We start from the raw sequence: 20,854 nt of genomic DNA, 5'->3' as shown, positions 1-20,854 counted from the left end.
TACATTACGATCCTGATTGCCCGACAACAGGAAGTCATGCAAGCACGGAGCGCGAATGACCCCATCGGAACGGATTGACCAGCTGATCGCGGAACTCACCGACTGGCGCCGCGAAACCTTCGTCGCGATGCGCGAGGCCATTCTCGCAGCCGACCCGGCGATCGTCGAGGAATGGAAATACATGGGCAGCCCCGTGTGGTATCGGGACGGCATGATCGCCGTGGGCAACGCGCACAAGGGCAAGGTGAAGCTTACGTTCCTGTACGGCGCGAGTCTGCCCGACCCGAAGCAGCTGTTCAACGCCGGGCTCGACGGCAACGCGCGGCGCGCCATCGACTGGCTCGAGGGAGACAAGGTCGACAAACGCGCGCTCACAGCGCTCATTCGCGCGGCGATCGAATTCAACCAGGGCAACGCGAAGAAAAAGGCGCCTGCCAAACCGCGCGCCCGCAAAACCGCCTGACGCGAGCGCAAGGCGGCGCGCGTCAAAGCACCTTCGCCTCAGGCGTCGGCCTCGATCATCTCGCGAATGGGAATCACGGTGCGCGCGCCGCAATCGCGCAGCAGGTCGCGCAATTCGTTGATGACGGGAAACACTTCGTGATTCCAGTCCGCGCCCTGGTTGTCGTGCGCGGCCTGTTCGAGTTCGACGATGGTGCGGTCTTCCTTGAAGATGCGCTCCGTGAACCAGACCAGCAGCGGCCACGCCGCATCGAGCAGGAAGGGAATGGCGGGCCGGCGGATCGAAAGGAGTCCAAAAGTCCGGTTCGTGCGCTGCCGTGCGTCGAGCGGCACATAGACGATCCAAAGGTCCATCAGGAGCGAGTCGTCGCCCGAGCGTATTTTCAGCGTTTGATACGGATATTCCGTGCGGATCGTCATCACGCTCTGGTCGCTCGGGTCCGCGCGGTTCTTGCTCGCGCCAAACACGAGCGCCTCGCCTGCGGGCTGCTTGCCCGCGATGCGCGCGAACGTGTAGTCCACTTCGATGGAGTTCTCGCCACGCCGCCGGCCAAGCGAACGCGCCCGCATCTGGCCCATCTGGCGGCGGTGCAGAAACTGGTGATTCATGTCCATCAGATTCTCGTGCATGAACGAGTAGTGGCACTTCACCTCCTGCCCGAAGCGGCGCGTCTTGTATGCCTTGTCCGTGACTGAATCCAGCACGGGCAGCGGCGTTGCTTCGGCGAGCGTGGCGTTGCCGGGAAAGACGAAGATCATGCCGTGCGCCTCGCGGCACGGATAGGCGCGCACGCCGTTGGGCAGGCGCTCCCTGCCGAGGTAAGGCACGTCCACGCATTGGCCCGAACAATCGTAGGTCCAGCCGTGGTAGCCGCAGCGAAGCGACTCGCCCTCCACCACGCCCGCATGCAGCGGCACCTGGCGATGCGCGCAGCGGTCTTCGAGCGCGTGCACCGCGCCGGACGCGGTGCGAAAGAGCACGATGGGCTCGCCGGCGAAATGCGTGCCCAGCGTCTTGCCGGGCTTGAGTTCGCGCGACCAGGCAAGCGGATACCAGTGATCGGGATGAATGGGCACTCGGCGCAGGTCGCGCGGTTCCTGCAAATGTGACTCGATCGTATAGCCGTCGGGGAAAGGCATTGCGCGCATGCGGAGAAACTCCTTGTCGAGTCCGTCGATATGGTCGTTATCGTCGTTCCGGGAAATCGGTACGTCGACGCAAATCTCGTGCCCGCCCATTCAACGCGAATGGCGCATGCGTGTCGATCAGTGTTTTGCCGGAAAGCACGCGATGATGGCCGCCTGGACCTTGACGATGGCGGCGTCGCGCAGCGAACTGTTGCGCCACCCGAGCTCCACGGGATAGCGCGGCAGATCGATCGGACACTCGAGCAGCTTCAGGCCCGTCACGCGCGCGATCGCCTCGGCCGCGTGGCGCGGAATCGTGGCGACGCTGCGCGTGCCCTTGAGCAGAAAGGGCAACGCGGCGAAATGCGTCGTCGAGGCCACGACATTGCGCTTCAGGCCCCGCGCGGCGAGCCCTTCGTCGACGATCCCGACGACGCCGCCCGACGACACCAGGATGTGCCCTCTCGACACGTAGTCGCTCAGCGTCAAACGCCGCGGCGTGCGCGGTGCGTCGTCCACGAGGCACGCATAGCTGCCCTCGCCGAGCACCCGGTGACTCAGCCCGCGCGAAGCGAAGCCCCCCGCCGCGACGGCCAGATCCATGTCCTGATTGGCAAGCGCATCGGCGACGATCTGACTGTGCGTCTGGCGAAAGATGATGCGCAGACCCGGCGCGCTGGTTTCCAGCGTTTCGATGATGCGCCGGCCGAAAGCCACTTCGAAGTCGTCCGAAAGCCCGATGGAAACCGCGCGACCGTGAAACGTGGTGGCATCGGGCGAGGCGATCGCGAGGCTATGGCGGCAACGGTCGAGCGCTTCGCTGATCACGGGCTTGAGCTCCTGCGCACGCGAGGTCGGCGCGAGCCCGCGGCCAGTGCGCACGAACAGCGTGTCCGCATAAAGTGCGCGCAGACGCCTGAGCGCCGCGCTCACGGCCGACTGCGTCATGTCGAGGCGAATCGCGGCGCGGCTCGCCCCGCCCTCTTCGAACAGCGCCTCGAATATCTTCAGCAGATTCAGGTCCACGCCGGCGATATCAAACTGGTTCATATCTCATAGTATCGATATACGTTCTCGCGATTTTATCGCCGTGGAAAGATGTGGGCAGTCCAACCCCTGGGAGCCATCATGGCCAAGTCGAAAGTCGCCGCGCTGCAGATCGGTTCGTCCGCCGCCGGCAAAGCGCACACGCTGGAACAGATTCTCTCGTTCGAAGCGCAGATCCGCGCCTCGGGCGCGAAGCTCGTCGTCATGCCCGAGGCGTTGCTCGGCGGCTACCCGAAGGGAGAAATATTCGGCACGCGCCTCGGCTACCGCTTGCCCGAAGGCCGCGAGGCATTCGCGCGCTACTACGAAAATGCGGTCGACGTGCCCGGCGCGGAAACCGAAGCGCTCGCGGAGCTTTCGACGCGTTGCGGCGCATCGCTCGTGATCGGCGTGATCGAGCGCGACGGCAGCACGCTCTTTTGCACCGCGCTGTTCTTCAATCCGGGTGAGGGGCTCGTGGCGAAGCATCGCAAGCTCATGCCGACGGGCACGGAACGGCTCATCTGGGGGCAGGGCGACGGCTCGACGCTGCCGACCGTTCGCACGGAATCAGGCGTCGCGGGCACGGCCATCTGCTGGGAAAACCACATGCCGCTGTTGCGCACGGCGATGTACGCGAAGGGCGTGCAGATCTGGTGCGCGCCCACCGTGGATGAGCGCGACATCTGGCAATGCTCCATGCGCCATATCGCGCACGAAGGACGCTGCTTCGTGATCAGCGCGTGCCAGGTGCAGCCTTCGCCCGCGGCGCTCGGCGTCGAAGTGCCGGGCTGGGACGAGAACCGGCCGCTCATCAATGGCGGCAGCCTGATCGTCGGGCCGCTCGGCGATGTGCTGGCAGGCCCGCTGCGCGGTGAAACCGGGCTCATCGTCGCCGAGATCGATACCGACGAACTCACGCGCGCCCGCTACGATTTCGATGTGGTGGGCCACTACGCACGGCCCGATGTGTTCGCGCTTGCGGTCGACGAACGGCGCAAGCGCACGGTCTCGTTCATCGCGGAGTAACGCCGCGCGGAAGCGAAAGGCGCGCCGTCAGGCCGAATAAAGCCCTTCCGGCCCGTTGCGCAGCGTGCGCGCCAGCAGTTCCAGCCCTTCTCGCAGGGCCTCGTGGCTGCGCGCGCCGCCGAGGCTCAGGCGCACCGCGTGCGGCGCCGACCCGCGGCCGATTACGAAGCTGTCCGCCGTTTTCGCGAGCACGCCGGCCTGACGCAGCGCCGCGGAAAATTCGGCGGCGCGCCAGGGCTCGGCGAGCGGCAGCCAGAGATGCGGGCTCGCCGGATCGGTGCGATACGTCCAGTCCGCCAGCACTTCGGCGGCGATCGCATGGCGCGCGTCCACCTGCGCGCGCTGCTGCGCGACGAGCCGATCGACCTCGCCATCCACGATCCAGCGCGCCGCGATCTCTGCTGCGAGCGGCGACGTCATCCAGCAGTCGCTGCGTATCACCGCGAGGATCTTGCCGACCCAGTCCTGCGGCGCCTGCACATAGCCCACGCGCAGGCCCGGCGCCACTGCTTTCGAAAGACTGCTGATGACGATGCCGTGCTCGGGCAGCCGCGCGGCGAGCGGCGTGGGCGGCGCGTCGAGCAACGCGGCGGGCACGAGGTCCTCGATCACGACGAGGTGATGGCGCACCGCGATCTCGGCGATCTGCGCGCGGCGCGCTTCGGAGAGCGTCGCCGTGGTCGGGTTGTGCAGCGTCGGCACGCAAAAGAGCGCGCGCGGGGCGAGCAGCCCGCACGCGCGCTCGAGCGCGGCGGGGACGATGCCCTCTTCGTCGATTTCGATGCCGACGAGATTCAGCCGCAACTGCCGCGCGAGCGCGACGATGCCCGGATAGCTCAACGCCTCGGCGAAGATCGTGTCGCCTGGCCGCAGCACCGCGCGCAACACACAGGCAAGACCGTGCTGCGCGCCCTGCGTCACCAGCACACGCTCTGCAGCCACCGTGCAGCCCATGCGCGCGAGCCAGCGCGCACCCGCCTCGCGGTGCGAGCGGCGCCCGCCTTCGGGCTGATAAAGCAGCAGTTCGCCCGCGAGCCGCTCGTCGGTGGCCAGCTCGCGCAAGGTCTGCGTGAGCAGGAAGGCTTCGTCGGTCGGCATCGGCACGTTCTGACCGAGATCGATCAGGCGTCCCGGCGCATGGACGCCCGGCGCACCCGGCGTGACCTGCGCGGCGGCGGCCCGCTCGCTGGACTCGGGCACGGTGCGCGTGCGGTCCTGGATGCGCGCGCCGTCGGCGTCGGGCTCGGCCACATAGGTGCCGTCTCCCACGCGCGCCACCACGAGACCGCCGCGCTCCAGCTCCGCATAAGCACGGCTTACCGTGCCGGTTGTGACGCTGAGCTTCTTCGCGAGCAGCCTGTGCGCGGGCAGCTTTTCTCCGGGCAGCATCTGGCCGCCGTGAATGGCCTGTGAATAGGCTTGGGCGATCGCCCGGTACTTGGGTTCGCTGCTGCGCGAGAGCGTGGGCATCCAGCCATTCATGGTTTTCCCGAAGGAGATCAGCACGCCGCGGCGCGGCGCGACGGCTGCGTCATTATCGCGCCCAATCCGCGGAAATGAAGGCTGTCATTTACTTCAATTGACTTCATTGAGTGCACGAAATTGACCCTCTAGGATGCCGTAACGCCTGACAAGGCCAAGGAGACAATCGCCCGCCCCAAGGCGGCGCCCCACGCGCCATGACGAATCGCATCGCACGCATCACCATGAGCCAGCACCGGCTGCCGCTCGACCCGCCGTTCCCCGCCTCGTGGGACAGCCGCCCGCGGCGCGCCTTCCCCGCGACGATCGTGCGCGTGGAAGACAGCGAAGGCCGCGTTGGCATCGGCTCCGGCGACGCGATGTACGGCTTTGACGACTACCGGGATCTCTTCATCGGCGCCGACCCGCTCGACCTCGCGCGGCACTCGGCAGTGCTCGAGAACCTCAACTTCCACGCGGGACGCCTCTGGCCGCTCGACGTCGCGCTCTGGGACCTCGCCGGGAAGATTCGCGGCGAGCCTTGCTGGCAAATGGCCGGCGGCCGATCGAAACGCGTGCGGGCCTATGCGTCCTCGGGCGTGCATCGCACGCTCGACGGCATGGCGCAGTGGGCCGAGCATGCCGTCGCCCGCGGCTTCCCGGCGCTCAAGGTGCGCTTCGGCCGCCCGACCCTCGCCGACGATCTCGCCGCCCTCGCCGCCGTGCGCGAAGCCGCGGGCGAGAACATCGAACTGATGGTCGATTGCAACCAGGGCTGGCGCATGCCGTGGGACACCCAGGCGCCGTGGCGCGCCGACGAAGCGCTCGCCGTGATTCGCCAGATCGAAAAGCATCGCGTGTACTGGGTCGAGGAACCGCTGCATCGTGGCGACTACGCGGGCCACGCGCAGTTGCGCAAGCAAACGCCCGTGCGGATCGCAGGCGGCGAGATGACACGCGACGCGCACGAGTTCGCAGCGCTCCTCGCGCACGACTGCCTCGACGTCTATCAACCCGATGTCGTCTGCACGCTCGGCATGGAAGGCGCGCGGCGGCTCGCGGCGCAAATCGAGGCGCACGGCAAGGTGTTCACGCCGCATACGTGGGGCAACGGCATTGGCCTCGCGGCGAACCTGCATGTCGTGGCAGGCGCTGCGCACGCACCGTTCGTCGAGTTTCCGTACGACCCGCCTGAATGGACGCCGGCGCGGCGCGACTTCCCGATCAAGCGCGTGATCGACATCGACGCGAACGGCTGGATCGAGCTAAGCGATGCGCCAGGACTTGGCATCGAACTCGACGAAGCCATGCTCGCCGCGACACGCGCACACGACAGCCGTTACGACTGAAACCTCTTTGGGCCGCAGCAATGAACCAGATGCCAGCCCCATCTAAAGCATTCCGAAACATTTCAATAAAACGGAGACACACAATGAAACGCTTCACCACCCTCTTGCGCGCAGCCTGCCTGGCGGCCCCGCTCGCCCTCGCCGCGTTGCCGGCGCACGCCGCCGGCACCTGGTGCAGCGCGGGCAAACCCGTGCGCTTCGCTGGCGTCACATGGGAAAGCGGCAACTTCACGAGCGAAGTGCTGCGCTACATCCTCAAGAACGGCTATAGCTGCCAGACGGACACGGTGCCGGGCAGCACAGCGGCCACCGAAACGGCGCTCTCGCGCAACGACCTGCAGATCTGGTCCGAGCAATGGACGGGCCGCTCGGAGATCATCGCCGGCGCGGTCAAGGCGGGTTCGGTCAAGCTCGTGGGCGACACGCTGCCGGGCGGCACGAAGGAAGGCTGGTACGTGCCCGACTATGTGGTGCACGGCGACGCGAAGCGCGGCATCAAGGCGAGCGCGCCCGACCTTCAGTCCGTGAGCGATCTGCCCAAATACAAGGGCCTTTTCGTCGATGACGAGGAACCGGATCGCGGCCGCTTCCTCAACTGCCCCTCGGGCTGGGACTGCGAACGCGTGAATACGCGCCTGCTCAAGCTGCTCAAGCTCGACGACACCTACACGAACTTCCGCCCCGGCACCGGCGCGGCGCTCGACGCGGCCATCTCCTCGGCCTACGCGCGCGGCAAGCCGATTCTCACCTACTACTGGGAGCCGGCCGCACTGATGGCGAAGTACAAGTTCGTTCAGCTCAAGATGCCCCCGTTCAACGAAGCGTGCTGGAAGACGCTGCGCGATGCCAACAGCGCACAGCCATGCGCCTCGTCGTATCTGGTCTCGCAGTTGAAGATCGGCGTTTCGACGCCGTTCTATCAAGCCGAGCCCGACGTGATGGCGTTCTTCTCGAAAGTGAACTTCCCCATCGACTTCCTGAACACGACGATTCTCGACATGACCGAGCATAAGGTCGATGCCCAGGACGAAGCGCTCAAGTTCCTCAAGCAGCACCCCGAAATGTGGAAGACCTGGGTGCCCGCCGATGTCGCGCAGAAGGTGCAGAAGTCGCTTGGCGCGTAAGCGCGACGCGCTCCACGAGATAAAACGATTCCAACGAGAAAAGCCGGGCCGCGCAACGCGGCTCCATGATAAGGAGACTTAAATGAATAAGAAGATTCTCGCGGCGCTGCCGCTGGCGCTGGCGCTGGCCGCAGCGGGCGCGCACGCCCAAAGCAGCGTGACGCTGTACGGCCTCATCGATCTCGGCGTGGACTACGCCAGCAATGTGGCGAACGGCGCGAACGGCCAGCTCGTGCCGGGCACCGGCAGCAAGCTCGTACAGATGCAAAGCGGCGTGCCCGCCGGCAGTCGCTGGGGTCTGCGCGGCACCGAAGACCTGGGCGGCGGCTACGCCGCGATCTTCCGGCTCGAAAGCGGCTTCAACGCGGCGACGGGCGGTCTGGGCGGCGGTCTCGCGTTTTCGCGCAACGCGTATGTCGGCTTCAAGTCGGACCAATACGGCCAGATCACCTTCGGCAAGCAATGGGACGCCACCGTCGATCTGATCGAGCCGTATTCGCTCAATGGCAACTACGGCGGCTGGTATTTCGCACACCCGAACGACATGGACAACCTCGACAACGGGTTCCCGGTCAACAACGCCGTGAAATACGTGAGCCCGGTGCTCGCCGGCTTCCAGTTCGAAGGCCACTATTCGTTCGGCGGCCAGGCGGGCCAGTTCTCGAAGAACGCCTCGTATAGCGCGGCAGCGGCCTACACGCTCGCCTCCTTCAGCGCGGGCGTCGGCTACCTGCGCGTGAACGATCCGATCACGGCGGTGGCCGGTTATGGCAGCGGCGGCAGCTTCGTGAACTCGATTTTCGGCGACGCGCTCGCCAACGCACGCTATCAGGGCATCCTCTCGGCCGGCGCGTCGTATGTGATCGGCAGCCTCAAGCTGATGACGAACTACTCGAACGTAGACTTCGCCTCGGCCACCGGCAGCGGCGACCTGCACTTCCAGAACTTCGAAGTGGCGGGTACCTATGCCGTGACGCCCGCGTTCGTCGTGGGCGCGGGCTACACCTACACGGTGGGCCAGGACCACGCCACCGACAAATCGCCGAAGTATCACCAGGTCAACCTGATCGGCCAGTACGCGCTGTCCAGGCGCACCTCGCTCTATGCGATGGGCGTGTACCAGCACGCGGCGGGCTCGGCGGACAACGCGCAGATCACAGGCTTCAACCCATCGGGCACCGACAACCAGGCCGTCGCCCGCGTGGGCATCACACACGCGTTCTAACGTTTTCCACGCTGTCCTTATCACCGAAAATGCGCCGGCGCGAACGACAATGCGCCGGCGCTTCTGCATCGCGAGGCTTGCATGCGCCGCCTACCCTCTTTATCGGCACTGCGTTCATTCGAGGAGGCGAGCCGCACGCTCAGCTTCACCCGGGCAGCGCAGAACCTGCACGTGACCCAGGGGGCGATCAGCCGCCAGATTCGCCTGCTCGAAGACTATCTCGGCACGCCGCTCTTCATGCGGCATCATCACCGGCTCGAAATCACGGCCGCGGGCAAGCGTCTGCTGCCTACGCTGCAGGCCGCGTTCGACAGCATCGCCCATTCGCTCGACACGATTCGCGCCGACCCGTCGAACAGCCTGCTCAGTCTGAACGCCGCGCCCACGCTCGCCACGCGCTGGCTCACGCCGCGCCTGCGCGACTTCCAGGTGCGCCACCCCGACTTGCGCATCTCCGTCACCAACGAATACGGGCCGCTGCACGGCACGGAGCGCAACGAAGATTGCCAGATCCGCTTCGGCATGGAACCGCTGCCGGGCGGCCAGAGCACGCTGCTCATGCGCGAGCGCCACGTGCTGGTCGGCTCGGCGCGCGAGTTCAGCCAGCCCGCCGCCGATCAGGACGCGTTGCGCGAGATCCTCGCGCAGCATCCGTGGCTCTATATCCTCGATATCGACCGGCGCCTGCTGGTCTGGGAAGCATGGCTCGAAGCCGCGGCGCTCGACGTGCAGATGGCGCCGCGCGGAGAACTGGAGTTCAGCACGCTCGATCAAGTGATCCACGCGGCCGTGGCGGGTCTGGGCATCGCCGTTGCCGACCGGCACATGATCGCGCCCGAACTGGAGAACGGCACGCTTGTGCAACTGAGCGAAGTGGAAGTGGTGGGACCTTCGGGATACTGGCTCGACGTGCGTCCCGAAGTGCAAGAGACACTACGCGTGCGCAACTTCAGCGACTGGCTGGTCGGCTACCACAGCGAACAGGGCAGCCAGCAACGCTAGCGCGGGTGCATGACTCGCGTCACGCACCCGCGTCTGCGCTTTGGATATCGTCAGTTGGGATCGATCGGTGGCCCCGGCGGGCCCGAGTCCACCTGTCTCATCGTGGCCGCGGGGGGGCCCGCGCCCTGTGCCACGTGGCCGGCGCCCTGTGCCATGTTGCCGGCTCCCTGAGCCGCGATCGAACGCGAGAGGATCTCCCGCGCTTCGCCGCTCGACGAATCGACGGTCAGTGCGTGCCCCGCGTTATGCCAGGCGCACACCCACCGCCCATCGCGCGCGCAAAGCCGCGCGTAGCCAAGCAACGAATCGCGCTGATCTTCGCGCGACGTCAATTCGGCCTGCATTTGCAGCGCGGAGCCGTTGCCCGGTTGTGCCGCGAGCGCGGAATTGATCGCACTGCGTGCAGGCCCGAGGCTGTTCTTGTCGAGGCTCGCGCGCGCCATCGACAGACTTCTCGAGACGTCGGCCCGCGAATCGGCGGCGGCCTTCGCTGCGGCGACCTTCTCTGCGTTGGCCTTCGCGGCCGCGACCTTCTCCGCGTTCGCCTTGTCTGCCCTGGCCTTCGCGGCGGCAATCCTCTCCGCGTTGGCCTTGTCTGCCTTGGCCTTCGCTGCAGCGAGCGCGCGCTCTTCCGCAGCGCTCGGCGGTGGTGCGGTCTCCGCGCGAGCGGTCGCCGTACGCGGCGGCTGCACTTGAGCAGGCGTCGGTTGAGGCGCCGGCGCCGGTGCGGGCGGCGCGACATGGGCCACCACGGGCGGCGGCGCTGTATTGACTGGAGGCGGCTTGACGCTCGCGACCGGAGGCGGCGGCACACTGGCAACCGGAGGCGGCAACTGCGCGACGGCTACGGGCGGCGCGCTGAGCACCGTATGCGGCTTCGAGTCGCGCGCGGCCGGTGTGGTGGCCTTCGGTCCGAGAATCGCGCCCTCCACGATCTGGGCGCCCGGGGTCGGCTCGCGCTCGGTCCGGTGCGAAATCATGTACGCGGTCAGCAGGAACGCGATCGACACTACGCTGCCAATCGCATAGAAGGGCAACCACGAGCGTGGCGCCCGAGGCGCCTCATCGCGCGGCTCGTAATCGCTGTCGCGCGGCGCGCCGCCGCTGAAGCTGAATGCAGAAGGGTTCCACTGCGTGCGCGCATGGCGCGCGAAACCATCGTGCCATTCGGGCGCGACGGATTCGCTGGCCGGCGACGTGCGCGGGCCAGAGGAAAGCTGCTTCGCGCCGCACTGAGGACAGATCATCAGTGGCGCATTAAAACCGGTCCCGCAGTATGGACATCCCCACGGACCAGACTTGGATCGGCCAGGTTCGTTGAACATTGCAGGCATGGAAGCTTTGACAGGATGGTTTCGGGTTGGCTACCGGCGGCTGGTGCGCGTCGCAGCGGAGGCAACCAGGCGGCCCGGATTCGAAGTATTCGCTGTAGTCTCTACTCTATTGCGCAGATCGTTGGACGGTTGTAACAAATAGTCGATTTGAATATGAGCTACTTCGCCGCGAAGTTCAACCGGCATAATCGGCCAGATGGCGGATAAGGACAGGCGGGATTTCGACCCCCGCTGGGGCCGCTCCGGGCGTTCCATGATGGCCGCGCTGCGCAGGCAGATGGGCCCGCTTGATGCGTCCCCGCGCCGTGACATCTTGATACAGAAATCGTGTGGCTAACTGTGGCTGATACGCCATGAGCGCAGCGTTCGGAACGCCTGCGCGGATATTTCGCCCTCGATTTGCGTGCCAAATCGCGACCGCGACCCGTTTGTTTTCGGCTGTTTTTTAAGTACGTTGGTGACGCCGCGAGCCCGCGCCCCACAGTGTCACGCCTTCAACGCGTCCTTGTAGACGCGGCCATCCTTCATGATCAGGCTCAGGTTCTGATCGGGGTTGGCCAGCAGCGTCATGTCCTGGAGCGGGTCGCCCGCCACGATCAGCAGATCCGCGTATGCGCCCTCCTCCAGCACGCCGAGCTTGTGCGGATACGGATTGCGCTCGCCCGCCATCGCGAGCAACTGTCCGTTCGTGGCAGTGGCCATGCGCAACGACTCGGCATTCGAATACCAGCGCGTCATGTGCCCGAGCATCGTGCCTTGCCGTGTGGCCAGCGCCTGCGAAAAGATCAGGTCCGTGCCGAACGCCACCTTGAGCCCATGCTTGCGCGCGAGCTTGTACATGTTGTCGGTCCCGGCTGTCACCTCGAGAAACTTTTCGCGGCTCGACGGCGCCAGCGGCGCAACGTCCTCTTCGCTGGTAAATGGTTGCGTGCTCAACCACGTGCCGTTCTTCGCCAGGACTTCGGCCGTCCGGTCGTCGATGAGGTGTCCGTGCTCGACGCATTGCACGCCGGCAGCCACCGAGCGCTTCACCGATTCCGGCGTGTAGGCGTGCACGAGCACGTAAGTGCCCCAGTCGGACGCCGTTTCCACCGCGGCTTTCAGCTGCGGCTCGGTGAACGTGAGCATGTCGAGCGGACTGCGCGGGGTCGACACACCGCCGCAGCCCACGAGCTTGATCTGCGTGGCGCCCATCATGAATTGCTCGCGCACACGCAGGCGCACTTCGTCGGCCGTGTCGGCGATGGCGGCAGCGCCGGTGCGTTCGATCTCGCTGATCTGGCTGCTCGTGCGCGGTACGTCGGTCAGCAGACGAAAGTCCCCGTGGCCGCCCGTCGTGGTGATCATCGCGCCGCAGGGGTAAATGCGCGGGCCGCTCAGCATGCCGGCGTCGATGGCCTGTTTCAAGGCGAAAGCGGGACCGCCTACGTCGCGAATGGTCGTGAATCCGCGCAAGAGTGTGCGCTGGGCCTCCGCGCCCGCGGCCAGGTAGACGAAGCTCAGATCGGACTGGAGGATGGTCGCGATCGGGACCGCAGCGAGAAGCGAATGCCAGTGCATGTCGATGAGGCCCGGCATCATCACCTTGCCGCCGCAGTCGATCACGCGCCCGCCCGACGCGTTCTGCGCGTCAGGCGCGCCCCGACGCAGCTGCGAAATGCGGTTGCCATCGACGACGAGGGACATGCCGTCCTGCAGCGCCGCGGACTTGCCGTCGAACAGGCGAAAGTTCGTGAAGGTCGTGGGCTGGGCGGGAGCGGCGGCGCCAGGCTGCTGCGCGCTGCTGAACTCGGGCAGCACCGCGCTCAACAGGGATGCGCCCATGCCGATCAGGAAGCCGCGACGGGCAAGATCGGCGCTGATGCGGCGACTGGCGAACTCCGCGAGCGCCTTGTCGCCCAGGCAGGCGGAGACAGGGCGGATTGCATTGCCGCGGCGGTCGATTCTGGAAGCCATAGTTCACCTGTGAAAGTAAGCTACGCATTTATTCTGCACGCCTGACTACATCGTCCTTCGTCAACAGCAGCGCCAGCGGCCGTGTCGAGCTGAACGCAGAGAAAATGATCGTGAGTGCCACGGTGCCCGGCACGGCGAGAAAGGCGCCGGGTATGCCCCACAGCGCCGTCCATGTGGCGAGGCTCATCAGGATGACCGCGGGGCTCAGGTTCAGCGACCCCGCCATCAACCAGGGATCGAGCACGTTGCCCATCACGAAGTTGATCGCGGAGAGCGCAATGAGCAACGTGATCGACTCGTTCCACTGGCCGAATTGAAGCGCGGCGAGCAAGGCGGGAAGCGCAACGGATATGAGCGACCCCGCATACGGCACGAAGTTGAGCAGCACGATGAGCACGGCGAGCAGCGGCGCGAACTCCAGCCCGACCAGATGCATGCAGATCCAGCTGAGTATGCCGAGCACCACGCCGAGCAGCGCTTTCAACGCGAGATACGTGCCGATCTTCGAATTGATGGCGTCGATCACGGGCTCCATGTCCGCCTTGCCGCGCATGACCGCGGAGAGCTTGCGGCGGAACCGCCCCATCTCGACCATGAAGAACGCCGTGTACAGCAGAACGACGAGCGTCGTTGCCATGAGCGAAGAGAGCGAGCCGAGCAGCGAGGTGAGCAGCGACTGGACGTTGACGGTCGCGAGCAGCTCGCGGCGGAAGGCCGTCCACGAAGCCTCGGTCTCCAGATGAAACAGCGCGGTGATTTTTGCGAGCAAGGCGAGCAGCGTGGCTTCGTATTTCGGCGCCACGGCCAGCATGCGGTCAGTGTCGGACAGCAGCAGTTCGGTCGCGACCCACGCGGCCACGAGGATGAGCGCGGCCGCGCTCCAGTAGCGCGCCCCCGCGCGAATGCGCGTGCCCACGTGAGGCACGCGCCGCAGGATTTCAGCGAGCCCGTAGATCACATACGACGTGATGATCGCGAATGCGATCGGCACCAGCACCGGGCGCCCGATATACAGCACCCACCCCGTGATGACGGCGATGACGACCACGCAGGTGAACGTGACGAGATCCTGTTTCATGGAGATGCTTGGGATGACGAACCACGTTGCGTTGATGTTGTAGACAGCGGTTGCGTACAGCGTGTCGCGCGGCGAAGCGGGGACCCGGCACGAGACGTTTGCAACCCATCCACGCCTCGCCGCGCACATCCGGCCCTCAATAAAGCGTCTTCGGGGCGCGATCGGCCGCCACTTCGCAAGACTAGCCGCTTTGAAGAAGACGTGCGCGCTAGCTGGCGAGGAATCCGAACAACCGCGCCGCGGCTTTTCGTTGCGCGCACATCGACTCTTCGCGCGGTCAAAAGATCTCTCCTGCATTTAAGTCACGTTTAAGCAGCTAAACGTACCTTACGCGCACCTTCACCCTCTCTTCGAAGACCATAGAATGAGTACCATCAAATATCGGCGCCGGGGCCTGATCGCCGGTGTAGCGGTGGCGCTTGCCGGCGCCTGGGTCGTGAGCCATGAGCACGCCAGCGCGGACGAAAGCCCCATCACGAAAACGACGTTATCGGCACCCGTGCCGAAGGCAGACGACGTCCGGGGCTCAGCGCCCAACTTCTCGGCGATCGTCGCGCAGTACGGCCCGGCTGTGGTCCATGTCGAGGTCGTCAAGGAAAACCCGGACTCCGAAGACGGCCATTCGGGCGCCCTGGGTTCGGGCTTCATCGTGAGCCAGGATGGCTACATCCTGACGAACAATCACGTCGTCGAAGGCGCGGACGACGTGACGGTCAAGCTCACCGACGGCCGCAAGTTCCCCGCACGCGTGATCGGCACCGACAAGGCAGGCGACGTGGCCGTGCTGAAAATCGCCGGCACGGGTTTCCCCACGGTGAAGATCGGCAATCCGGCGAACAGCAAGGTCGGCGACTGGGTCGTCGCGATCGGCTCGCCCTATGGTCTCGACAACACCGTGACCTCGGGCATCATCAGCGCGAAGTCGCGCCAGCTTTCGGAAGATAGCCCGACGCACCTGATCCAGACCGACGTGCCCGTCAACCCGGGCAATTCGGGCGGCCCGCTCTTCAATCTGAACGGCGAAGTCATCGGCATCAATTCGATGATCTATTCGCGCACGGGCGGCTTCCAGGGCCTCTCGTTCGCGATTCCGATCGACGAAGCGATGCACATGAAGGATCAGATCGTGCAGGGCGGCGGCCACGGCAATGGCACCACGCTGGCCCGCAATGCGCACCCGCGTCTGGGCGTGGCCGTGCGCGCGCTCAGCGGCGACGAAGCGCAGCAGATCGGCGTGGAAGGCGGCGTGCTCGTCGTGAAGGCTGGCGGTGCGGCAAAGGCGGCTGGCATCAGCGCCGGCGACGTGATCATCGCGGTCAACGGCATCGAGGTGGACAACGTCGAGCAGCTGCAAAGCATGATCGCGCGGGCACGCAGCAACGTATCGATCGTCGTGGCCCGCGACGGCGAGCAAATGACCGCACAGGTCGAGCTCGCGCCGCACGCATAAACCCTGGCCGGGTCCGGGCCTGACGCGCGCCAGACGCGCGCTCACGGCCCGTGGCTCGCCAGGTAGTCGATACGCTCGACGATATAGTCGTAGAAGGGGTTCCACGAAAGCCGCGTGAGAAGCCCCGCCCCCACGATCAGCGCCCCGGTTTCGCCGCGTACGGACTGGGCGCCCAGATGGATGCCCAGGTCGTCGTTGGGATCGGGGTTGCGGCCGTACAGCGAATCGGTCACCGGAAACGGCAAGGCCACGTGTGAAAGCGAATAGACATCGAGCGGATAGTCGAGCCCCGTGGGTTCGACTTTCGCCGTTGTCTCGTTCGGCGCCGTACTCTCTTCGACGACGTGCGGCGAGGTGGCGGAGGCGTTGGTGAGCACGGTCAGGCGGTAACGCAGTGGCGGCACGGGCGAGAGACGACGCAGCGCGTCACGCATCGAAGCGCGCAGCAGCGGGCTCCATTGCGCCGTGCGATTAATGTCGAACAGCACGAGCTCGCTGCCGTTGGCAGGCAGTTGCGCATACAGCGAACTGACGATCGCGCTCGTGCTCACCGTGAAGTCGAGCACGGACTGGAACGTGAGCGTGGGCGGCAGCGCCGCCAGCTTGCCGTTGCGCGCCGCGTCCGCCACTTCCTGCTGGATTTTGCGCGTGACCCGCCACGACTGGCGTGCGCCGTTCACCGGAAACGAGTTGTACTTGAAGGGATTGAATTCCGGCACGATGTCGAGCCACGCGGCTTTCGCAAACGCAGGCAGGATCGCGGGCAATGCCGCGAGCCCCGCAAAGCGCGCGAAACGCGTAATGCCGATCATCGGCGAAAGCAGGATCAGGCGGTCCGCTTTCGGCAGGCTCGGGTCGTCCAGCGCCTCGAGCGAGTATTGCAGCGCGAGCGCGCCGCCGTTCGAAAAACCCACGATATGCAGCGGCGCAGGCGCCGGCACGAGGTGCCGCGCTTCGCGCACGGCGAGGCGCGCGGCCGCCTCCCAGTCTTCCGCCGTCACTTCGGTCAGCCCCGAGGGCACGGTGCCGTGCCCCGGCAAGCGCACCGCCACCACCGCGAAGCCATCTTGCTGATAGCGCTGCGCGATGTGCCGCAGGCTATAGGGAGAATCGGTCAGCCCATGCAGCATCACGGCCACGCCGCGCGGCGCGCCCTCTGGCATAAGAGTGTATGAGCGGTTCCAGTTGGTACGAAAGTGCCCGGGATAAATCGGGCTGCCCGAGAAGTAACGATTGGCGGGAATGCGTTCGTCCGCCGGCAGCTTGTCGGTCACGTTTTTCTTCACCGAGTCGAACAGGCGGTTCTCGTTGGCGATGTATTCCTCCCACGTCGCATGATCGATTTCGTGCGCGTGCATGTCTTCCGGCACGTACGTGTGCCACAGGCTCAACGGCGCCTTGCGCTGCGCGTCGAAGAACCGCACGCCGGCAATGCACACGAATGCGATCAGCACGAAAAGGGAAATCCGCTTGATCCAGCGAAGGAGCCACGCTCTCGTCAAGAAATTCGCCATGTCCGGTCAATGCCTCGTGAACGGGTGGCCGGCCCTTCCTCGCGCTAGCGCGGGAAAACCGGCCAGATGAGCGGTACCAGCATGACGGTGATCACGAGCGCCCCGAGGGCAGCCGGCGAGCCCACCATGAAAAATTCCCGGAACCGATAGCCGCCAGCGGTGCTGACGAGCGCATTCACGGGCGTCGAGATCGGCGACATATAGGCCGCCGACGCGGCAACCGCCGTGGTCATCGCGAACGGATACGGCGACGCATGCAGGTGCGCCGCCATCGCGAGCACCACGGGCGCCATCAGCACCGCCGTCGCCGTGCCGGAAATCACGGTGCCGATCACGAGCGTCAGCAGGAAAACGGCGCCCAGCAAGCCGTGCGCCCCCCAGTTGCCGGCCACGCGCAGCACGGCGTCGGCGGCGATATCGATGCCGCCCGTGCGCTGCAGCGCGATGGAAAACGGCAGCATGCCCACGATCAGCACGAGGCTGCGCCAGTGAATCGCGCGATACGCGCTGTCGAGGCTCACGCAACCGGACGCGCCCATCAGCAGACACCCGATCAGGCCCGCGAGCACGTTCGGCACGCGCGGCGTGAGCATCATCGCGATGACGAGCGCCATGATGGCGAGCGCGTGCAGCGCCTTGTGCGGCACCGGCACGTAGGCGTCGCTTTCGACCGGCATGGCGAGACAGACGATGTCGCGCTCAACCGCCTGCATCGAGAAGATGTCGATCCACGGCCCGACCACCAGCAGCGTGTCGCCCACCTTGAGCTGCGTGGCCTGCAGGTCCTGCTCGAGCGCGGCGTCGGCGCGGCGCAGGCCGACGACCGTCACGCCGTGCCGACGCAGCGCCGAGGAACTGCGCGCGACGTTGCCCACGAGCGACGAGTCCGGCGGCACGATGACTTCGGCCATGCCCACGTCGTGCGACTGGTCGGTGAAGTACGCGCCCGACATGCGGCGCGTCGCGAGCGCATAGCGCGCGCAAAACGCCTGCACGTCGAAACTCGCGGATTCCACGTCGAGTAGCAGCACGTCGCCGGGCGCAATGCTGCTGTCCGCGGTCGCGGGCAGGACCGTCGCGCCCATGCGCGTGCGCCGCTCGATCGCGACGACGCGCGCCACGGGGTCGTCGTCGAGCCCGGTGTGGCCGAGTGTCTGCCCGACGAGCGGCGAGTCCCCGCCGACCTCGAGGCGAAAGGCGCGCCCTTCGAGCGAATAGCGCGCGACCCAGTCGTTCAGCGACGGGCGCGTGGTCGCCTCCGCGCCATCCGTGCCGGTCAGAAAGCGCCTTGCGAACAGCATCCAGCCGATGCTCGCGGCGAGAACCGGCACGCCCAGCGGCGTGATGGCGAAGAAACTGAAGGGCCGGTAGCCGCGATAGACGAGCGCGCTGTTGATGACGAGATTCGGCGTCGTCGCGACGAGCGTGAGCATGCCGCTCGTGAGCGCCGCCATGCTGACCGGCATGAGCATGCGCGCGCGCGACACGCCCGACTGGCGTGCGATGCGAATGACGATGGGAATGAAGATCGCGACGACGGCGGTCGAGCTCATGACCGAGCCCATGACGCCGACGATGATCATGATCAGCACGACGAGGCGACGCTCGTTGGACCCGCCGCGCTCGATCAGGTAGTCGCCCACGCGCTGGGCGACGCCCGTGCGCGCGAGCGCATCGCCCAGCACGAAGAGCGCCGCGATGAGGACGATGTTCGGGTCCGAGAAACCGGCCAGCGCCTCGTTGACCGTCACGATGCCCGAGAGCGACAGCGCGACGATCATGATGAGCGCCACCGCGTCCGCGCGGGGCCGGCCGATCAGGAACATCGCGATCGCGCAGGCCAGACAGGCAACGGTCATCAAAAGGTCGGTAGACACGATTTCGTTTTGCCTGCTCAACGGGCCTCGGAAACCACTGCTACCGCAAATAGTGCCGGATTTTGAAAACTTACGTTTCAGCGCGGCCTCGGGCCGTCATGCCTGCGACGCCGCCATTTCAATGCAACGTTTGTGAACGTCCAGGCCTTCACGACTCCAGCAGCGAAACGCGGTTGCGCCCCTGGTGCTTGGCGCGGTACATGGCTTGATCGGCCTGGTCGAGCAGCGAGCGCGCCAGCGCTTCGGGACTCGCGGCACCGGCATTCGTCTCGCTGTTGAGCCGATACGCCGCCACGCCAATCGACACGCTGAGCGCAATGCGCTCACCCTCGTCGTCGAGCACTTCGAGCGCCTCGACCGCAATCCGGATGCGCTCCGCAACAGCCAGCGCGTCGGGCAGCTCGCACATCAGCAGCGCGACGAACTCCTCGCCGCCGTAGCGCGACACCGTATCCCCCACGCGCACCTGCTGCTTCAGGCAGGTGCCGATGGCGCCCAGCGCGAGGTCGCCGGTTGCGTGGCCGTGCGTGTCGTTGATCTGCTTGAAATGATCGATGTCGATGAAGAGGCACGACATGGGCGCCGCGTGCGAACTCGCGCGCCGGATCTCTTGATGCAGGCGCTCGTCGAAATAGCGGCGGTTAGACAGGCCCGTGAGCGGGTCGGTCACGCCGGTCTTGCGCAGATGCTCGCGGTGAGCGACGTTGTCGAGACTCGCCGCCGCAACGCGGCTGAAGCGCGCGAGCAGATCGGTGCCCATGCTGGCATCGAAACGCGCGGAATCATCGCTTGCGAGGCACAGATAGCCGAGCAGTTGAGTGCGGTTCAGAAGCGGCAGCACGATCGCACTGCCGATCGCGGTCCGCGCGTCGAAGAAGGTCTCGCTCACGGCGGGCTCGAGTTCGCTCAGTTCGCTCACGCGGCCAAGCCACGGCTGGTTTCCGGCGCACAGACGCGACAGCGCGAGGCCGCCCTGGAGCCCCGATCGCAGATTCGCTTCGAGGTCGGCGCGCCCGCAGTCGGATTCGAGCAGGTCGCGTAGCAGCGGCGTACGGACGTCAAGCCAGAGGCCGGCGCAAGCCAGCCGGAACACCTCGGGCAGATAAACGAATATCCCTTCGAGAAAAGCGCACCAGTCGTGCGCGCCGATCAGGCGCAGTTCCACGTCCTGGAACGACTTCGATGCACGCTCGTTGCGCTGAACGGTTTCGATTAGCGCAGCAAGATCCAGTGAAGGCTGAGTCCCGGGATGTGTCACGATGCATCGAGAATATTCCGAAGCCTGCTATTACGGCAGCCTGGGGACAGACTTGAGCGTCGAACGACGAGACTCGCGCGGCGGCGGCCTGTTCCAACGGAGTCAGGGCAAAAGAAAAGACCGCTGTCCGTGAGGGCAGCGGTCTTGCTTATGGTCACAGGCTGCTGTTATTTCGCTGCCGGCGACCTTACGCTCGGCCTCGCCAGCGAGTTGTTGTCAGGGCCGCCGGGGGCCGGCGCCGCGCTGTTGTCCATGCTATTCGGCGACGCAGCGCTCATGCCGCTGTCCGAGCCCGTGACGCCAGGCGTGCCGTAGCCGCTCGTTGCATTGGTATTGGCTGCGGCAGCCGGCGACGTAACGCCTGGGGTTGCCAGTGTGTTGTTGCTCTGTGCATACGCACCGGCGGACAGCGTGAGCGCGGCAACGGCCGCGATCAATGTGCTGGTTGTCTTGCTCATGACTTGCTCCTCCTTTGATTGGACTGGAATTCCGGCACAAACGACCCGCGATATTTCTCATTGGGCGGTCGTTATATGCGGCTCACGACGATCAAATCGCGTAACTGTTCGCAGTGGTGTACG

At 65.8% G+C, this 20,854-nt stretch carries 16 protein-coding genes and 1 pseudogene; 7 read left to right on the top strand and 10 right to left on the bottom strand.

Annotated elements, in window-relative coordinates; genetic code table 11:
• Window positions 1–55 precede the first annotated feature (55 nt).
• Window positions 56–463: a DUF1801 domain-containing protein gene (locus tag AB4Y43_RS25565; protein WP_368729049.1), complete on the top strand. Its 408-nt coding sequence runs from the start codon at window positions 56–58 to the stop codon at window positions 461–463.
• Between the two features lie 38 nt (window positions 464–501).
• Here AB4Y43_RS25565 and AB4Y43_RS25560 read toward each other — a convergent pair whose 3' ends face one another.
• The gene (locus AB4Y43_RS25560; protein WP_368729048.1) at window positions 502–1,611 is read right to left on the bottom strand and encodes a Rieske 2Fe-2S domain-containing protein; all 1,110 of its coding nucleotides are present in this window, start codon (window positions 1,609–1,611) and stop codon (window positions 502–504) included.
• A 117-nt stretch (window positions 1,612–1,728) separates the two neighbouring features.
• Window positions 1,729–2,640 carry a LysR family transcriptional regulator gene (locus AB4Y43_RS25555; RefSeq protein WP_368619195.1) on the bottom strand — a complete coding sequence of 304 codons (912 nt, stop codon included), beginning with the start codon at window positions 2,638–2,640 and terminating at the stop codon, window positions 1,729–1,731.
• Between the two features lie 78 nt (window positions 2,641–2,718).
• Here AB4Y43_RS25555 and AB4Y43_RS25550 point away from each other — a divergent pair, with 78 nt between their 5' ends.
• Window positions 2,719–3,645 carry a carbon-nitrogen hydrolase family protein gene (locus AB4Y43_RS25550; protein ID WP_368729047.1) on the top strand — a complete coding sequence of 309 codons (927 nt, stop codon included), beginning with the start codon at window positions 2,719–2,721 and terminating at the stop codon, window positions 3,643–3,645.
• 27 nt (window positions 3,646–3,672) lie between these two features.
• Here the strand turns inward: AB4Y43_RS25550 and AB4Y43_RS25545 are convergent, their stop codons facing one another.
• Window positions 3,673–5,127 carry a PLP-dependent aminotransferase family protein gene (locus AB4Y43_RS25545; protein ID WP_368729046.1) on the bottom strand — a complete coding sequence of 485 codons (1,455 nt, stop codon included), beginning with the start codon at window positions 5,125–5,127 and terminating at the stop codon, window positions 3,673–3,675.
• 197 nt (window positions 5,128–5,324) lie between these two features.
• Here AB4Y43_RS25545 and AB4Y43_RS25540 point away from each other — a divergent pair, with 197 nt between their 5' ends.
• From AB4Y43_RS25540 to AB4Y43_RS25525, 4 genes are all read left to right on the top strand, one after another.
• Window positions 5,325–6,455 carry a mandelate racemase/muconate lactonizing enzyme family protein gene (locus tag AB4Y43_RS25540; RefSeq protein ID WP_368729045.1) on the top strand — a complete coding sequence of 377 codons (1,131 nt, stop codon included), beginning with the start codon at window positions 5,325–5,327 and terminating at the stop codon, window positions 6,453–6,455.
• An 83-nt stretch (window positions 6,456–6,538) separates the two neighbouring features.
• On the top strand, window positions 6,539–7,579 hold the full coding sequence (locus AB4Y43_RS25535) for an ABC transporter substrate-binding protein (RefSeq protein ID WP_342949420.1): 1,041 nt from the start codon (window positions 6,539–6,541) through the stop codon (window positions 7,577–7,579).
• 82 nt (window positions 7,580–7,661) lie between these two features.
• Window positions 7,662–8,804, top strand: a complete 1,143-nt coding sequence (locus AB4Y43_RS25530; protein WP_368605117.1) for a porin — start codon at window positions 7,662–7,664, stop codon at window positions 8,802–8,804.
• Window positions 8,805–8,885: 81 nt separating this feature from the next.
• Window positions 8,886–9,806 (top strand): LysR substrate-binding domain-containing protein, encoded by a 921-nt coding sequence (locus tag AB4Y43_RS25525; RefSeq protein ID WP_368729044.1) that lies wholly within the window; start codon window positions 8,886–8,888, stop codon window positions 9,804–9,806.
• A gap of 50 nt (window positions 9,807–9,856) precedes the next feature.
• On the opposite strand, the gene AB4Y43_RS25520 is transcribed toward AB4Y43_RS25525, so the two are convergent.
• The 3 genes from AB4Y43_RS25520 to AB4Y43_RS25510 all read right to left on the bottom strand — a co-directional run bounded on the left by AB4Y43_RS25520 (window position 9,857) and on the right by AB4Y43_RS25510 (window position 14,174).
• The gene (locus AB4Y43_RS25520) at window positions 9,857–11,053 is read right to left on the bottom strand and encodes a hypothetical protein (RefSeq protein WP_368729043.1); all 1,197 of its coding nucleotides are present in this window, start codon (window positions 11,051–11,053) and stop codon (window positions 9,857–9,859) included.
• Between the two features lie 573 nt (window positions 11,054–11,626).
• Window positions 11,627–13,096 carry an amidohydrolase family protein gene (locus tag AB4Y43_RS25515; protein ID WP_368683613.1) on the bottom strand — a complete coding sequence of 490 codons (1,470 nt, stop codon included), beginning with the start codon at window positions 13,094–13,096 and terminating at the stop codon, window positions 11,627–11,629.
• 28 nt (window positions 13,097–13,124) lie between these two features.
• Window positions 13,125–14,174 (bottom strand): AI-2E family transporter, encoded by a 1,050-nt coding sequence (locus AB4Y43_RS25510; RefSeq protein ID WP_069267055.1) that lies wholly within the window; start codon window positions 14,172–14,174, stop codon window positions 13,125–13,127.
• A 532-nt stretch (window positions 14,175–14,706) separates the two neighbouring features.
• Here AB4Y43_RS25510 and AB4Y43_RS25505 point away from each other — a divergent pair.
• Window positions 14,707–15,603: pseudogene (locus AB4Y43_RS25505) on the top strand (S1C family serine protease); the annotation flags it as partial.
• A 62-nt stretch (window positions 15,604–15,665) separates the two neighbouring features.
• Here AB4Y43_RS25505 and AB4Y43_RS25500 read toward each other — a convergent pair.
• From AB4Y43_RS25500 to AB4Y43_RS25485, 4 genes are all read right to left on the bottom strand, one after another.
• Window positions 15,666–17,078, bottom strand: coding sequence for an alpha/beta hydrolase (locus AB4Y43_RS25500; protein WP_368729042.1), 1,413 nt, complete (start codon window positions 17,076–17,078; stop codon window positions 15,666–15,668).
• A gap of 104 nt (window positions 17,079–17,182) precedes the next feature.
• On the bottom strand, window positions 17,183–19,015 hold the full coding sequence (locus tag AB4Y43_RS25495) for an SLC13 family permease (protein ID WP_368729041.1): 1,833 nt from the start codon (window positions 19,013–19,015) through the stop codon (window positions 17,183–17,185).
• A gap of 148 nt (window positions 19,016–19,163) precedes the next feature.
• Window positions 19,164–20,273 (bottom strand): GGDEF domain-containing protein, encoded by a 1,110-nt coding sequence (locus AB4Y43_RS25490; protein WP_069266990.1) that lies wholly within the window; start codon window positions 20,271–20,273, stop codon window positions 19,164–19,166.
• Between the two features lie 167 nt (window positions 20,274–20,440).
• Entirely contained in the window at window positions 20,441–20,731 is a 291-nt protein-coding gene (locus AB4Y43_RS25485) for a hypothetical protein (RefSeq protein ID WP_368729040.1), read from the bottom strand.
• Between the last annotated feature and the right edge of the window lie 123 nt (window positions 20,732–20,854).

It is taken from the genome of Paraburkholderia sp. BR10872 (genome assembly GCF_040965835.1).
In the GTDB taxonomy this organism is placed as follows: Bacteria; Pseudomonadota; Gammaproteobacteria; order Burkholderiales; family Burkholderiaceae; genus Paraburkholderia; species Paraburkholderia nodosa_A.
Note: the sequence above shows the minus strand (reverse complement) of the source record. Positions and strands in the feature narration are given on the sequence as shown.

Excerpts from the sequence above, each read along its gene's own strand:
- AB4Y43_RS25565 (WP_368729049.1), top strand. The coding sequence starts at position 56 with ATGACCCCATCGGAACGGATTGACCAGCTGATCGCGGAACTCACCGAC.
- AB4Y43_RS25555 (WP_368619195.1), bottom strand. The coding sequence starts at position 2,640 with ATGAACCAGTTTGATATCGCCGGCGTGGACCTGAATCTGCTGAAGATA.
- AB4Y43_RS25530 (WP_368605117.1), top strand. The coding sequence starts at position 7,662 with ATGAATAAGAAGATTCTCGCGGCGCTGCCGCTGGCGCTGGCGCTGGCC.
- AB4Y43_RS25560 (WP_368729048.1), bottom strand. The coding sequence starts at position 1,611 with ATGCGCGCAATGCCTTTCCCCGACGGCTATACGATCGAGTCACATTTG.
- AB4Y43_RS25525 (WP_368729044.1), top strand. The coding sequence starts at position 8,886 with ATGCGCCGCCTACCCTCTTTATCGGCACTGCGTTCATTCGAGGAGGCG.
- AB4Y43_RS25540 (WP_368729045.1), top strand. The coding sequence starts at position 5,325 with ATGACGAATCGCATCGCACGCATCACCATGAGCCAGCACCGGCTGCCG.
- AB4Y43_RS25485 (WP_368729040.1), bottom strand. The coding sequence starts at position 20,731 with ATGAGCAAGACAACCAGCACATTGATCGCGGCCGTTGCCGCGCTCACG.
- AB4Y43_RS25510 (WP_069267055.1), bottom strand. The coding sequence starts at position 14,174 with ATGAAACAGGATCTCGTCACGTTCACCTGCGTGGTCGTCATCGCCGTC.
- AB4Y43_RS25545 (WP_368729046.1), bottom strand. The coding sequence starts at position 5,127 with ATGAATGGCTGGATGCCCACGCTCTCGCGCAGCAGCGAACCCAAGTAC.
- AB4Y43_RS25520 (WP_368729043.1), bottom strand. The coding sequence starts at position 11,053 with ATGATCTGTCCTCAGTGCGGCGCGAAGCAGCTTTCCTCTGGCCCGCGC.
- AB4Y43_RS25550 (WP_368729047.1), top strand. The coding sequence starts at position 2,719 with ATGGCCAAGTCGAAAGTCGCCGCGCTGCAGATCGGTTCGTCCGCCGCC.
- AB4Y43_RS25535 (WP_342949420.1), top strand. The coding sequence starts at position 6,539 with ATGAAACGCTTCACCACCCTCTTGCGCGCAGCCTGCCTGGCGGCCCCG.
- AB4Y43_RS25515 (WP_368683613.1), bottom strand. The coding sequence starts at position 13,096 with ATGGCTTCCAGAATCGACCGCCGCGGCAATGCAATCCGCCCTGTCTCC.